The sequence below is a fragment of the [Erwinia] mediterraneensis genome (assembly GCF_900604315.1).
GTDB lineage: Bacteria > Pseudomonadota > Gammaproteobacteria > Enterobacterales > Enterobacteriaceae > Pantoea > Pantoea mediterraneensis_A.
In genome coordinates, this window is the sequence record NZ_LR026978.1 from 1,695,183 (window position 1) to 1,708,042 (window position 12,860).

The window sequence follows — 12,860 nt, forward strand, 5'->3', positions numbered from 1 at the left end:
GGAGCAAAAAATGCAGTTCTCCAAAATGCACGGTCTCGGCAACGATTTCATGGTCGTGGATGCCGTGACGCAAAACGTCTTTTTCTCGCCGGAGTTGATTCGCCGCCTGGCGGATCGGCATCTCGGCATTGGCTTCGATCAGCTGCTGATTGTAGAGCCTCCCTACGATCCCGATCTCGATTTTCACTATCGCATCTTTAATGCCGATGGCAGTGAAGTGGCCCAGTGCGGCAACGGCGCGCGCTGCTTTGCCCGCTTTGTGCGTCTGAAGGGGCTTACCAACAAAAACGATATTCGCGTCAGCACCCAGACCGGGCGCATGGTACTCAGCGTCACGCCTGATGAACAGGTGCGCGTGAATATGGGCGAGCCCAATTTTGCGCCGCAGCATGTGCCGTTTCGCGCCAACAAGGCAGAGAACCTCTACCTGATGCGGGTCAATGAGCAGACGGTGATGTTTGGCGTCGTCTCGATGGGTAATCCGCACTGCGTAATTCAGGTAGAGAGCGTGAAAACCGCGGCGGTAGAGAGCCTGGGGCCGGTACTGGAGAGTCACGAACGTTTTCCGGAGCGTGTTAACGTCGGCTTTATGGAAGTGGTGAACCCGGAACAGATTCGCCTGCGCGTCTATGAACGCGGTGCGGGCGAAACGCAGGCCTGTGGCAGCGGCGCCTGCGCCGCCGTCGCCTGCGGAATTCAGCAGGGCATTCTGGCGGAAAACGTCCAGGTCGATCTGCCCGGTGGAACGCTACATATCGCCTGGAAAGGGCCAGGGGAGCCGTTATTTATGACCGGCCCGGCCACACATGTTTATGATGGGTTTATTCATTTATGAAAAATGTCGAAGAGCAGGCCGACAGTGAGGTTATGCTGGACGATCAGGCCGTCAGTGACTATCTGCGGCAGAATCCCGATTTCTTTATCCGCAACGCTCACCAGGTAGAGCAGATGCTGGTGCCTCATCCGGTGCGCGGCAGCATTTCGCTGGTCGAGTGGCATATGGCGCGTCAGCGCAACCATATCCAGCAGCTGGAAGAGGAAATTACCCTGCTGATGGAACAGGCGACCGCCAATCATCAGCTCTTTGACCGCCTGCTGGCCCTGCAGAGCCATCTGGCGGCAGCCGATAGTCTGCAATCGATGCTGAATCGCCTGCAGCAATGGGCGCGCGATCTCGGACTGGCAGGTGCTAACGTACGGCTGTTCAGTGACAAATGGCGCATTGGCGCTCCTTCTGATTTCACCCAGCTGGCGCTGTCGCGTCAGGCCTTTGAACTGCTGCGTATTCAGCGTTTCGGCAAACAGCACCATTTTCTCGGCAGCCTGAACGGGCCGGAACTGTTACTGCTGCTGCCTCAGGCCAAAGCGATTGGTTCGGTGGCGATGTCGCTTATCGGCGAGCACGGCGACCTGGGCGTGCTGATTTTCAGCAGTCGCGACACGCAGCATTATCAGGCAGGTATGGGAACCTTACTGTTACAGCATCTGGCGCAGATGCTGCCGGATCTGCTGGTGCGCTGGGTAGAACGGACATGAGCCAGGACGCGCCGTTGCAGGCTGCCGTCGAGGGCTTTTTGCGCTACCTGAAAGTGGAGCGCCAGCTTAGCCCGTTGACGCAGAGTAACTATGCGCGTCAGCTCCAGGCGCTGGTAGCGCTGGCGCAGGAGATGAAAATTCACTACTGGGCGCAGCTCGATCCGGCGCAAGTGCGCGCGCTGGCTGCGCGCAGCCGTCGCGCCGGTTTGCAGCCTGCCAGCCTGGCGCTGCGCCTTTCTGCACTGCGCAGCTTTCTCGACTGGCAGGTCAGCCAGGGAATGCTGGCGGCTAACCCGGCCAAAGGCATTGCCACACCGCGCGCTGCGCGCCATCTGCCGAAAAATATTGATGTCGATGAGATCAACCAGCTGCTGGACATTGACCTTAACGATCCGCTGGCGGTACGCGATCGCGCTATGCTGGAAGTGATGTACGGTGCCGGGCTGCGTCTGTCGGAGCTGGTGAATATCGACTGCAGCCATCTCGATCTGGAAGCCGGAGAAGTCTGGGTAATGGGGAAAGGCAGCAAAGAGCGACGTGTGCCGGTTGGCCGCACTGCCGTTACCTGGCTACAGCACTGGCTGGCGCTGCGCGACCTCTTTGCTCCCGACGATGACGCGCTGTTTCTTTCCAGCCAGGGGTGCCGCATCTCCGCGCGCAACGTACAAAAGCGCTTCGCGGAGTGGGGTGTGAAGCAGGGCGTCGCCAGCCATATCCATCCGCATAAGCTGCGTCACTCGTTCGCCACCCATCTGCTGGAGTCGAGCGGCGATCTGCGCGCAGTGCAGGAGTTGCTGGGGCATGCCAATCTCACCACTACCCAGATCTATACCCATCTCGATTTTCAACATCTGGCATCGGTGTACGATGCCGCACATCCCCGTGCTAAACGAGGAAAAGGCTCATGAAGTTTTATCGTCCGCTACGTCCGATCAAAGCGATCACTTTCGATCTGGATGACACACTCTATGACAATCGTCCGGTCATCCGCCGAACCACGGCGGAATCACATGCCGCCCTGCAGGCATACCATCCGGCGCTCAGCGCCTTCAGCGAAGCTGATTATCAGGCGCTGCGCAATGAACTGCTGCTGCGCGAACCCGATATTTATCATGATGTAACGGAGTGGCGTCGGCGCTCAGTCGAACAGGCGATGCTCAACGTCGGCCTGTCAGCGGAGGAAGCGCGTAGCGGGGCTGATAAGGTGATGGCGGTTTTTGCCCACTGGCGGAGTCGGGTAGAGATGCCGGAAGAGACGCACCTGACGCTCGCCGCGCTGAGCGCACGCGTGCCGCTGGTCGCTATCAGCAATGGCAATGCCGACCCGGCACTGCTGGGGATTGAACGCTATTTTCAGTTTGCGTTGCGCGCCGGGCCGCATGGCCGCGCCAAGCCATGGCAGGATATGTATCATCTGACGGCGACGCGGCTCGGGATTGCGCCGGAAAATATTCTGCACGTCGGGGACGATCTCACCGCCGATGTGACCGGCGCACTGCGTTGCGGCCTGCAGGCGTGCTGGATTAACCTGCGCCAGGGAAATCTGATGCAGATGCGTGATGCGCGCCTGTTACCCCATGTTGAAATTTCGCAGTTGGCTTCACTAACCTCACTGCTATAATGGCTGTAAAAATATCCAGTGATATGATGGTTTCTCTGACTTAACGGTGCTTATGGACGTTTCTGATCTGCTCAACAGTTTGAATGACAAGCAGCGCGAGGCCGTGGCGGCACCGCGCAGCAACCTGCTGGTTCTGGCAGGCGCGGGCAGCGGCAAAACGCGCGTTCTGGTGCACCGTATCGCCTGGCTACTGTCGGTGGAGAACTGTTCGCCCTATTCGATTATGGCGGTCACCTTCACCAACAAGGCGGCGGCAGAGATGCGCCATCGTATCGAACAGCTGATCGGCACCAGCCAGGGCGGCATGTGGATCGGCACCTTCCACGGTCTGGCGCACCGGCTGTTACGTGCTCACCATCTTGATGCCCGCCTGCCGCAGGACTTCCAGATTCTCGACAGCGAAGACCAGCTGCGCCTGCTGAAGCGCCTGATTAAAGCGATGAACCTGGATGAGAAACAGTGGCCGGCGCGTCAGGGCATGTGGTACATCAACGGCAAAAAAGATGAGGGCCTGCGACCGCAGCATATCGAGAGCTACGGCAATCCGGTGGAACAGACCTGGCTGCGTATCTATCAGGCCTATCAGGAAGCCTGTGATCGCGCCGGGCTGGTCGATTTTGCCGAACTGCTGCTGCGCGCTCACGAGCTGTGGCTGAACAAGCCGCAGATTCTCAACCATTACCGGGAGCGCTTCACCAACATACTGGTGGATGAGTTCCAGGATACCAACAATATCCAGTACGCCTGGATCCGTATGCTGGCGGGTGACAGCGGGCGCGTAATCATCGTCGGCGATGACGATCAGTCTATCTACGGCTGGCGTGGCGCCCAGGTCGAGAACATTCAGCGCTTCCTGAACGATTTCCCCGGTGCGGAAACCATCCGCCTGGAGCAGAACTACCGCTCCACCAAAAATATTCTCAAAGCGGCTAACGCTCTGATTGCCAATAATAACGGGCGTCTCGGCAAAGAGCTCTGGACAGATGACAGTGACGGCGAACCTATCTCCCTGTACTGCGCCTTTAACGAGCTGGATGAAGCGCGTTTTGTGGTAAACCGCATTAAAAGCTGGCAGGAACATGGCAATGCGCTGGCCGATTGCGCCATCCTCTATCGCAGTAACGCCCAGTCGCGCGTGCTGGAAGAGGCGCTGCTGCAGAGCAGCATGCCGTACCGTATTTATGGCGGAATGCGCTTTTTCGAACGTCAGGAGATTAAAGACGCCCTTGCCTACCTGCGCCTGATTGCGAACCGTAATGACGACGCGGCGTTTGAACGTGTGGTCAACACGCCGACGCGCGGAGTGGGCGATCGTACCCTCGACGTGGTGCGTCAGACGGCGCGTGAGCGCCAGTTAACCCTGTGGCAGGCGACGCGTGAGCTGTTGCAGGCACGGGCGCTGGCGGGGCGCGCCGCATCGGCGTTGCAGCGCTTTTGTGAACTGATCGATGCACTGGCGCAGGAGACGGCGGAGCTGCCGCTGCATGTGCAGACGGATCGTGTAATCAAGGATTCCGGCCTCTGGCTGATGTATGAGCAGGAGAAAGGCGAAAAAGGCCAGGCGCGTATCGAAAACCTTGAGGAACTGGTGACGGCGACGCGTCAGTTCAGCTATCAGGATGAAGATGAAGATTTAATGCCGCTGCAGGCCTTTTTGTCGCACGCGGCGCTGGAAGCGGGCGAAGGGCAGGCGGATAAATGGCAGGATGCGGTTCAACTGATGACCATGCACGCGGCGAAAGGGCTGGAGTTTAGTCAGGTCTTTATTGTCGGCATGGAAGAGGGTATGTTCCCGAGCCAGATGTCGCTGGATGAGGGGGGACGGCTGGAAGAGGAGCGTCGTCTGGCCTATGTCGGCGTAACGCGCGCCATGCAGAAACTCACCTTAACCTGGGCCGAAACGCGGCGTTTGTACGGCAAAGAGGTGTATCACCGACCGTCCCGCTTTATTGGCGAGCTGCCGGAAGAGTGCATTGAAGAGGTACGCCTGCGCGCCAGCGTCAGTCGTCCGGTGAGCCATCAGCGCATGGGCACGCCGCTGGCAAAAAGCGACAGCGGCTTTACCCTCGGCCAGCGCGTGCGCCACGCCAAATTTGGCGAAGGCACCATTATCAACCTGGAAGGCAGTGGCGATCACAGCCGGATTCAGGTAGCGTTTCAGGGGCAGGGTATCAAGTGGCTGGTGGCGGCCTACGCACGGCTGGAAAGCGCCTGACGGGTTCTGATGCATAGCACCGAAGATGGACAGTCCGGTGCTGTCCTGTCAATGCAAAGCAACACCATGGCGGTGAAACAGCAATACTCTTTTATAGCAGAGGAATACGTTTTACCGCTGCAGAATAAACCTCTGAGCGCTCTCGCTTTCCAACCGCAATAACAAAAAAAGTCACCCTTTCATCAATCACGGTATAGGAGACGGTAACCGGATGACCGGAGTTTAATTTTGTAGCAGTCAGGCATCCCGCATAGCTTATCTGCCTCAATGCGCGGTGACTCAAGGGCTTCTGCCAGTTTCTTTTTACGTTGCTCGCGTACAGTCGGGCCCAGTTTGCGCCATTCCTTTAGTGCCCGTTGATCAAAACCCAGTAAATACGCCATCAGAGTTCATCCAGTTTTACCCGTACTGGTTTCGGGTCACGCAGTCGTTCTCTGACTATTTCCACGAGATCAGCATCCTCATCACTTAATAAGGTCTGTCTGAAAGGAAGCCGCTCATTATCAGCCACATACTCCAGCATAAGGCACAGCGCTTCTGAAGGCGTGATACCCATTTTTCCAGCGCGGCCTAAGAGCGCGCTTTAAGCTCATCATCAATACGCAAATTAATCGTACCCATTGTAGTGGCCTTTTGTAATTACAAATGTCATTACAATTATCGCATCAGCGATCTCACTTTACAGCATACCGGGTCAGATATTCATTAATTCAGACGTGGCCCTTGCGCATTCGCTGTATTCAGCGGGAGTCGTGCAGGCCGTTGCTAAGCCGGGCCGGGGCTTCCCTTGACGACTTTTTCGTCTCAGCGTAACATGCGCGCACTATTATCAAGAGAGGACAATGCCTTGGACACGCCCAGTCGATGTTGGCTCATCAACCTGATTAACAGGAATAACATCTAAGGCTACCTCTTTTTGCTGGTAGCCTTAGCGGTTATCAGCGACCTCCCTGTCTGTCGCTTGAGTCAGCACTGATTTTCCTTCGAAACGCGAGTTTCTCTGTGTTCAGGCCTTTGCCGTGCCCGTTCTGCAACTGGTGCAGTGCGGTACACAGCCTTGTCCCATTTAGTCTGCAATGGGGAGTATTGCTATGCTGAGCGCATTTAAACTGGACCGCAGCCGTCTGACGCGTCTGGAACTGGAAGATAACGCGGATAAACTCACCTCATCCATCTGGGTCGATCTGATCGAGCCGGAAGAAGGCGAACGTGACCGCGTTCAGAGCGAGCTGGGGCAGAGCCTGGCGACCCGCCCTGAACTGGAAGATATCGAAGCCTCGGCGCGTTTTTTTGAAGACGAAGACGGCTTACATATTCACTCGTTTTTCTTTTACGAAGATGCTGCCGATCATGCGGGTAACTCAACCGTCGCGTTTACCATCCGCGAAGGTCGACTCTATACCCTGCGTGAGCGCGAGCTGCCCGCTTTTCGCCTCTATCGCATGCGCGCGCGTAACCAGACGCTGATTGATGGTAACGCTTTTGAACTGCTGCTCGATCTGTTTGAAACCAAAATCGAACAACTGGCGGATGAAATCGAGAACATCTACAGCGCGCTGGAAAAACTGAGCCGTGTCATCATGGAAGGGCAGCAGGGGGAAGAATATGACCAGGCGCTCTCGCGTCTGGCGGAAATGGAAGATATCGGCTGGAAAGTACGTCTCTGTCTGATGGATACCCAGCGCGCGCTCAACTTCCTGGTGCGTAAAGCACGCCTGCCAGGCAACCAGCTGGAGCAGGCGCGCGAGATCCTGCGCGATATCGAATCGCTGCTGCCGCATAATGAATCGCTGTTTCAGCGCGTGAACTTCCTGATGCAGGCGGCGATGGGCTTTATCAATATCGAACAGAACCGCATCATCAAAATCTTCTCGGTGGTCTCGGTGGTGTTTCTGCCGCCCACGCTGGTGGCCTCCAGTTACGGCATGAACTTTGATTTTATGCCTGAGCTGAGCTGGAGCTTCGGCTATCCGGCAGCGATCGGTCTGATGATCCTCGCGGGCCTCGCCCCTTATCTCTACTTCAAGCGTAAAAACTGGCTGTGAAACGGTGGCGGGCTGATGTATATCGGCCCGTACTGCTGGCGCTTCGAGCCCAATCTGCGTAGTCTGTAAGCTCTTATTTTCTCACTGACTCTCTGTTTTATGGAACGTCTCCCTTTGCAGTTACAGTGGACGATGCTGCTGGTCGCTTCGTTGTTGTTGGGTTTTTTGCTGCAGTACTTTCATGTCCCCGCGGCATTGTTGCTGGGGCCGATGATCGTGGGCGTAGTGATGGGATTGTCTGGCGCATCGTTGCGTATTGATAAGCGACTCTTTACTCTGGCGCAGGCGGTGCTGGGATGTATGATCGCCCAGAGTCTGTCGCCCTCAATCCTTACCCCCTTGCTCAATAACTGGCCGGTAGTGCTGGCCGTGTTGCTGCTGACGCTGGCCGCCAGCGGTCTGTCCGGCTTTTTACTGGTCCGCTTCAGCGATCTGCCCGGCCCCACCGGTGCCTGGGGATCGTCTCCGGGCGGCGCCTCGGCCATGGTGGCAATGGCGGGGGATTTTGGTGCCGATCCGCGCCTGGTGGCCTTTATGCAGTATCTGCGCGTGCTGTTTGTCGCGACGGCCGCCGCCGTGGTAGCACGTATCGGCCTGGGCGATGATACACAGCATCTCAATCTGGTCTGGTTTCCCGCCCTGAACGGCGGCTTTGGCGTGACGCTGCTGGTGATGATCGGCGGTGCATGGCTGGGGCAACGGCTGCGCATTCCTGCCGGAGCGCTGCTGCTGCCGGCATTTATCGGGGCCACACTGCATACCACGGGAACCGCTACCCTGCAGGTGCCGGAGTGGCTGCTGGCGCTGGCCTATGCGCTGATTGGCTGGAGCGTGGGCGTGCGCTTTACGCGACCCATTTTTTTACTGGCGCTGCGCACGCTGCCGCAAATGCTGATTTCTATTATCGGTCTGATGCTGCTGTGCGGCCTGTTGGCCTGGATGCTGACCTGGGTGCTGCACGTTGATCTGATGACGGCTTATCTCGCCACCAGTCCAGGCGGACTGGACACGGTGGCGATTATTGCGGCCGGTAGCCGGGTGGATATTGCCTTTGTCATGGCGCTACAGACGCTGCGGCTGTTTACCATCCTGCTGACCGGCCCGGCAATGGCGCGTTTTATTTCACGCTACGCGCGCGCCAGTTAAACAACACGGCATCGCCGATAAACACCGCCAGTGCCAGCCAGATAAAGCAGAAGGTGATCAGTTTATCAGGCGTAATGCGCTCGTCGTAAAACACCACTGCCAGCAGAAACATCAGCGTCGGGCCCAGATACTGAAAGAAGCCGACGGTAGAGAGGCGTAACCGGGTGCAGGCGGCGGCGAACAGCATCAACGGAATGGTGGTGACAATGCCAGCGGCAATCAGCATCAGATTGAGGCTCATGGCGTTGGCGCTCAGATGGCTGGTGCTGCTGTCGGCAATGCCGAACAGGTAGATGGCGGCGAGCGGTAGCAGCCAGCAGGTTTCGATCAGCATACCGCTCTGCGCATCCACCTGGATTTTTTTGCGCAGCAGACCATAAAAGGCGAAGCTGAGCGCCAGGCCGAGGGCAATCACCGGCAGAGAACCAAATTGCCATAGCTGGATCAGTACGCCCAGCGTCGCCAGCAGGACCGCGACCCACTGCAGACGACGAAAGCGCTCACGCAGAAACAGCATGCCGAACACCACGTTAATCAGCGGATTAATAAAATAGCCGAGGCTGGCCTCCAGCATATGCTGGTTATTGACCGCCCAGATAAACAGCAGCCAGTTGCCGCCGATAGCAAATGCCGTCAGCGCCAGCAGCAGCATCTTCTTTGGCTGCCGCAGTACCGCCTGTACCTGAGGCCAGCTACGGCTCAGGCTGATTAGCAGCACCATAAACAGGGCTGACCAGATGACGCGATGCGTCATAATTTCGGCGGGCGCGACCTGCTTCACCAGCTTGAAATAGGCGGGGGCGATGCCCCAGATAAAATAGGCGCCCAGTGCATAAAAAATGCCCTGCCGCGTTTGTTGGGTATTCATAAGTTTCTCAGTGACAAAGAGGCCGCTTTGCGCGCCCTGCGATAAAGTTAACCAATCAAATAGGTTGCCGTGGCGGTTGCAATGTAGTCTCCCTGCTGATTGTGCAGCTCAACCCGCGCCACCGCGACCTTGTTGCCGGCACGCAGCAGGTTGCTGGTGGCGATAAAGCGCTCGCCCCGTCCCGGACGCAGGTAATCGACACGTAAATCAATGGTGCCCATGCGGGAAAGACGCTGGCGCAGCTCCTCTTCGCTGATGGTTTCCTGACGCGTCAGAGCGCTACTGACACACACCAGACCGGCAGCCACGTCGAGCACAGAGGCGATGACGCCGCCATGCAGAATATGCTGGGCGTGATTCCCTACCAGCATGGTTTTACTGGCGAAGCTCAACTCGGCGTAATCCGCTTCGAGACGTTCAAGCTGGAGACCCAGCGCCTGGTTAAAGGGCATCTGATACACAAAGATGTCACCGATCAGGTGGCGGGCATCCTGCTGAGATAAAGGCACTGCTGACATCGTCTTTCCTTTCCTGCAATTAACCTGAGAGGGTATGAAATTTTACACGGCTGGCGATTCTGTGCAGGGCAAAAAGGGCGGTCCAGTTTAGGAAAACAGCGCTGATCTTTACCTGTTTTTGCGTGTAGAATGGCCTGTTTTTCACCCCCTTCAGGCAGTACTAACGGAGAGATGTATGCGTATGCTTCGCACCATTCTGGCTGCGGCCCTGTTACTTCCTGCGCTGGCTCAGGCCCAGGAAGCGACGATTAAAGAAGTGCATGACGCACCCGCGGTGCGTGGCAGTATTATCGCGAACCTGCTGGAAAAGCACGATAACCCCTTCGTAATGTATCCTTATGAAAGCAATTATCTGCTTTATACCTTGACCAGCGATCTCAATCGCGAAGCGATTTCCAGCTACGACTGGAGTGACGATGCGAAGAAAGATGAGGTAAAATTTCAGCTGAGTCTGGCATTTCCGCTGTGGCGCGGTATTCTGGGCGACAATTCGGTGCTGGCAGCCTCCTATACGCAGCGTTCCTGGTGGCAGCTTTCCAACCGCGGCGCCTCATCGCCGTTCCGTGAAACCAATTATGAGCCACAGGTGTTTCTTGGCTGGGCCACGGATTACAGCTTCGCGGGCTGGACCTTACGGGACGTGGAGCTGGGCTTTAATCATCAGTCAAATGGCCGTAGCGATCCCACGTCACGCAGCTGGAATCGCCTTTACGCCCGACTGATGGCCCAGAACGGCAATTATATGGTCGAAGTGAAACCCTGGTATCGCCTGCCTGAAAGCAGCAGCGAGGATGATAACCCGGATATCACCAAATATATGGGCTATTACCGGCTGAAGCTGGGCTATATGCTGGGCGACAGCATCTTCAGCGTGCAGGGGCACTATAACTGGAACAGCGGCTACGGCGGCGCTGAACTCGGCTGGAGTTATCCTCTTACCGAACACGTTCGATTCTATACGCAGCTTTTCAGCGGCTACGGGGAATCCCTCATCGATTACAATCATCGTCAGACGCGTATTGGTATGGGCGTAACGCTCAACGATCTCTTCTGATTCAGTCAGTAACACAGGATTACAGTGGCAACATCGGCAGTCATCAATCAGGAAACGCTGGCGCATCAGGTATTGCAGGATACCTTTGGCTATCAGCAGTTTCGTCCCGGCCAGCAAACCATTATTGAAGCCGCCCTGGCAGGGCGCGACTGCCTGGTGGTGATGCCGACCGGCGGCGGTAAATCGCTCTGTTATCAGATCCCGGCGCTGGTGCGTGACGGGCTGACGCTGGTGGTGTCACCGCTGATCTCGTTGATGAAGGACCAGGTGGATCAGCTGCTGGCGAACGGCGTGGCGGCAGCCTGTCTGAACTCAACGCAAACGCGCGAGCAGCAGCAGAAAGTGATGGCTGACTGCCGCAGCGGTCAGGTAAAGCTGCTTTATATCGCGCCTGAACGCCTGATGATGGACAACTTTCTGGAAACCCTGGCGCACTGGCAACCGGTGATGCTGGCGGTAGATGAAGCGCACTGCATTTCTCAATGGGGTCACGATTTCCGTCCGGAATATGGCGCGCTGGGCCAGTTGCGTCAGCGTTTCCCCGATCTGCCGGTGATGGCGCTCACCGCTACGGCGGATGAGACGACGCGTAACGATATCGTGCATCTGCTACAGCTGCGCGATCCGCTGATCCAAATCAGCAGCTTTGATCGTCCCAATATTCGCTACACCCTGGTAGAAAAATTCAAGCCGACTGAGCAGCTACTGCGTTATGTGCAGGAGCAGCGCGGCAAAAGCGGCATCATTTACTGTAACAGCCGGGCAAAAGTGGAAGACACCGCGGCGCGGCTGCAGAGCCGTGGCGTGAGCGCCGGGGCCTATCATGCCGGGATCGACAGCGAACAGCGCGCCCGCGTGCAGGAAGCCTTTCAGCGTGATGATTTACAAATTGTGGTCGCCACCGTGGCCTTTGGCATGGGCATCAACAAACCCAACGTTCGTTTTGTGGTGCACTTTGACATCCCGCGCAATATCGAATCCTATTACCAGGAGACGGGGCGTGCGGGGCGTGATGGGCTGCCTGCGGAAGCGATGATGCTCTACGATCCGGCGGATATGGCCTGGCTGCGCCGCTGTCTGGAAGAGAAAGCGCCGGGACCGCTGCAGGATATTGAACGCCACAAGCTGAACGCAATGGGCGCCTTTGCCGAAGCGCAAACCTGCCGTCGTCTGGTATTGCTTAATTACTTTGGGGAAGGTCGTCAACAGCCGTGCGGCAACTGCGATATCTGCCTCGATCCCCCCAGGCGTTACGATGGCCTGGTGGAGGCGCAAAAAGCGCTGTCGGGCATTTATCGCGTCGGCCAGCGGTTTGGTATGGGCTATATTGTCGAAGTATTGCGTGGCGCCAATAACCAGCGCATTCGCGAACTGGGACACGACAAACTGCCGGTTTATGGAATCGGACGCGACCAGAGTCATGAGCACTGGGTCAGCGTGTTACGTCAGCTTATTCATCTGGGGTTGGTGACGCAAAATATCGCCATGCATTCGGCGCTACAGCTGACCGAAGCCGCCCGGCCTGTGCTGCGCGGCGAGGTGCCGCTGATGCTGGCGGTGCCGCGCCTGATCACCGCCAAAACCCGCAGCAGCAGCCCGCCGAAGTTTTATGGCGGCAATTACGATCGCAAGCTGTTCGCCAAGTTGCGCAAGCTGCGCAAAGCGATTGCCGATGAAGAGAATATTCCGCCCTATGTGGTGTTTAACGATGCCACGCTGATCGAAATGGCGGAGCAGATGCCGGTTACCGCGTCAGAGATGCTGAGCGTCAACGGGGTAGGGCATCGCAAGCTGGAACGGTTTGGTAAGCCGTTTCTGTTGATGATCAAAGAGCATCTCGACGATGAAGAGTAGAAG

The 12,860-nt window shown here is 57.0% G+C and carries 11 protein-coding genes and 2 pseudogenes; 9 read left to right on the forward strand and 4 right to left on the reverse strand.

Translation table 11 applies throughout. The features are described 5' to 3' along the window. Window positions 1-10 precede the first annotated feature (10 nt). The 5 genes from dapF to uvrD are packed head-to-tail and all read left to right on the forward strand — an operon-like array spanning window position 11 to window position 5,372. A complete protein-coding gene (gene dapF, locus E0E17_RS07950) occupies window positions 11-835 on the forward strand; it encodes a diaminopimelate epimerase (protein ID WP_130833162.1) in 825 nt (274 codons plus the stop codon). After that, the gene (locus tag E0E17_RS07955) at window positions 832-1,536 is read left to right on the forward strand and encodes a DUF484 domain-containing protein (RefSeq protein ID WP_130833164.1); all 705 of its coding nucleotides are present in this window, start codon (window positions 832-834) and stop codon (window positions 1,534-1,536) included. Before dapF ends, E0E17_RS07955 begins: the two co-directional genes overlap by 4 nt. Continuing rightward, window positions 1,533-2,444 (forward strand): tyrosine recombinase XerC, encoded by a 912-nt coding sequence (gene xerC, locus E0E17_RS07960; protein ID WP_130833166.1) that lies wholly within the window; start codon window positions 1,533-1,535, stop codon window positions 2,442-2,444. The genes E0E17_RS07955 and xerC overlap by 4 nt, the downstream gene beginning before the upstream one ends. Beyond that, complete coding sequence (gene yigB / locus E0E17_RS07965) at window positions 2,441-3,157, forward strand: 5-amino-6-(5-phospho-D-ribitylamino)uracil phosphatase YigB (RefSeq protein ID WP_130833168.1); 717 nt, start codon at window positions 2,441-2,443, stop codon at window positions 3,155-3,157. The genes xerC and yigB overlap by 4 nt, the downstream gene beginning before the upstream one ends. Before the next feature lie 52 nt (window positions 3,158-3,209). Beyond that, window positions 3,210-5,372: a DNA helicase II gene (uvrD, locus tag E0E17_RS07970; RefSeq protein WP_130833170.1), complete on the forward strand. Its 2,163-nt coding sequence runs from the start codon at window positions 3,210-3,212 to the stop codon at window positions 5,370-5,372. A gap of 91 nt (window positions 5,373-5,463) precedes the next feature. Here the strand turns inward: uvrD and E0E17_RS07975 are convergent. Beyond that, window positions 5,464-5,755, reverse strand: a pseudogene (locus tag E0E17_RS07975) (type II toxin-antitoxin system RelE family toxin). Further along, window positions 5,755-5,936: pseudogene (locus E0E17_RS07980) on the reverse strand (type II toxin-antitoxin system RelB/DinJ family antitoxin). The pseudogenes E0E17_RS07975 and E0E17_RS07980 overlap by 1 nt, the downstream one beginning before the upstream one ends. Window positions 5,937-6,463: 527 nt before the next feature. Here E0E17_RS07980 and corA point away from each other — a divergent pair. Both corA and E0E17_RS07990 read left to right on the forward strand, forming a co-directional pair. Further along, the gene (gene corA / locus E0E17_RS07985) at window positions 6,464-7,417 is read left to right on the forward strand and encodes a magnesium/cobalt transporter CorA (RefSeq protein ID WP_130833173.1); all 954 of its coding nucleotides are present in this window, start codon (window positions 6,464-6,466) and stop codon (window positions 7,415-7,417) included. A gap of 99 nt (window positions 7,418-7,516) precedes the next feature. Beyond that, on the forward strand, window positions 7,517-8,563 hold the full coding sequence (locus E0E17_RS07990) for an AbrB family transcriptional regulator (protein WP_130833175.1): 1,047 nt from the start codon (window positions 7,517-7,519) through the stop codon (window positions 8,561-8,563). Here E0E17_RS07990 and rarD read toward each other — a convergent pair. Together rarD and E0E17_RS08000 are read right to left on the reverse strand one after the other, a co-directional pair. Continuing rightward, window positions 8,535-9,431, reverse strand: a complete 897-nt coding sequence (gene rarD / locus E0E17_RS07995; protein WP_130833177.1) for an EamA family transporter RarD — start codon at window positions 9,429-9,431, stop codon at window positions 8,535-8,537. The genes E0E17_RS07990 and rarD overlap by 29 nt on opposite strands. 47 nt (window positions 9,432-9,478) lie before the next feature. Next, window positions 9,479-9,949: a thioesterase family protein gene (locus E0E17_RS08000; protein WP_130833179.1), complete on the reverse strand. Its 471-nt coding sequence runs from the start codon at window positions 9,947-9,949 to the stop codon at window positions 9,479-9,481. Window positions 9,950-10,124: 175 nt separating this feature from the next. Between E0E17_RS08000 and pldA the strand changes: the two genes are divergently transcribed. Both pldA and recQ read left to right on the forward strand, forming a co-directional pair. After that, on the forward strand, window positions 10,125-11,003 hold the full coding sequence (gene pldA / locus E0E17_RS08005) for a phospholipase A (protein ID WP_130833182.1): 879 nt from the start codon (window positions 10,125-10,127) through the stop codon (window positions 11,001-11,003). A gap of 24 nt (window positions 11,004-11,027) precedes the next feature. Beyond that, window positions 11,028-12,857, forward strand: coding sequence for an ATP-dependent DNA helicase RecQ (recQ, locus tag E0E17_RS08010; RefSeq protein WP_130833184.1), 1,830 nt, complete (start codon window positions 11,028-11,030; stop codon window positions 12,855-12,857). The last annotated feature ends 3 nt before the right edge of the window (window positions 12,858-12,860 follow it).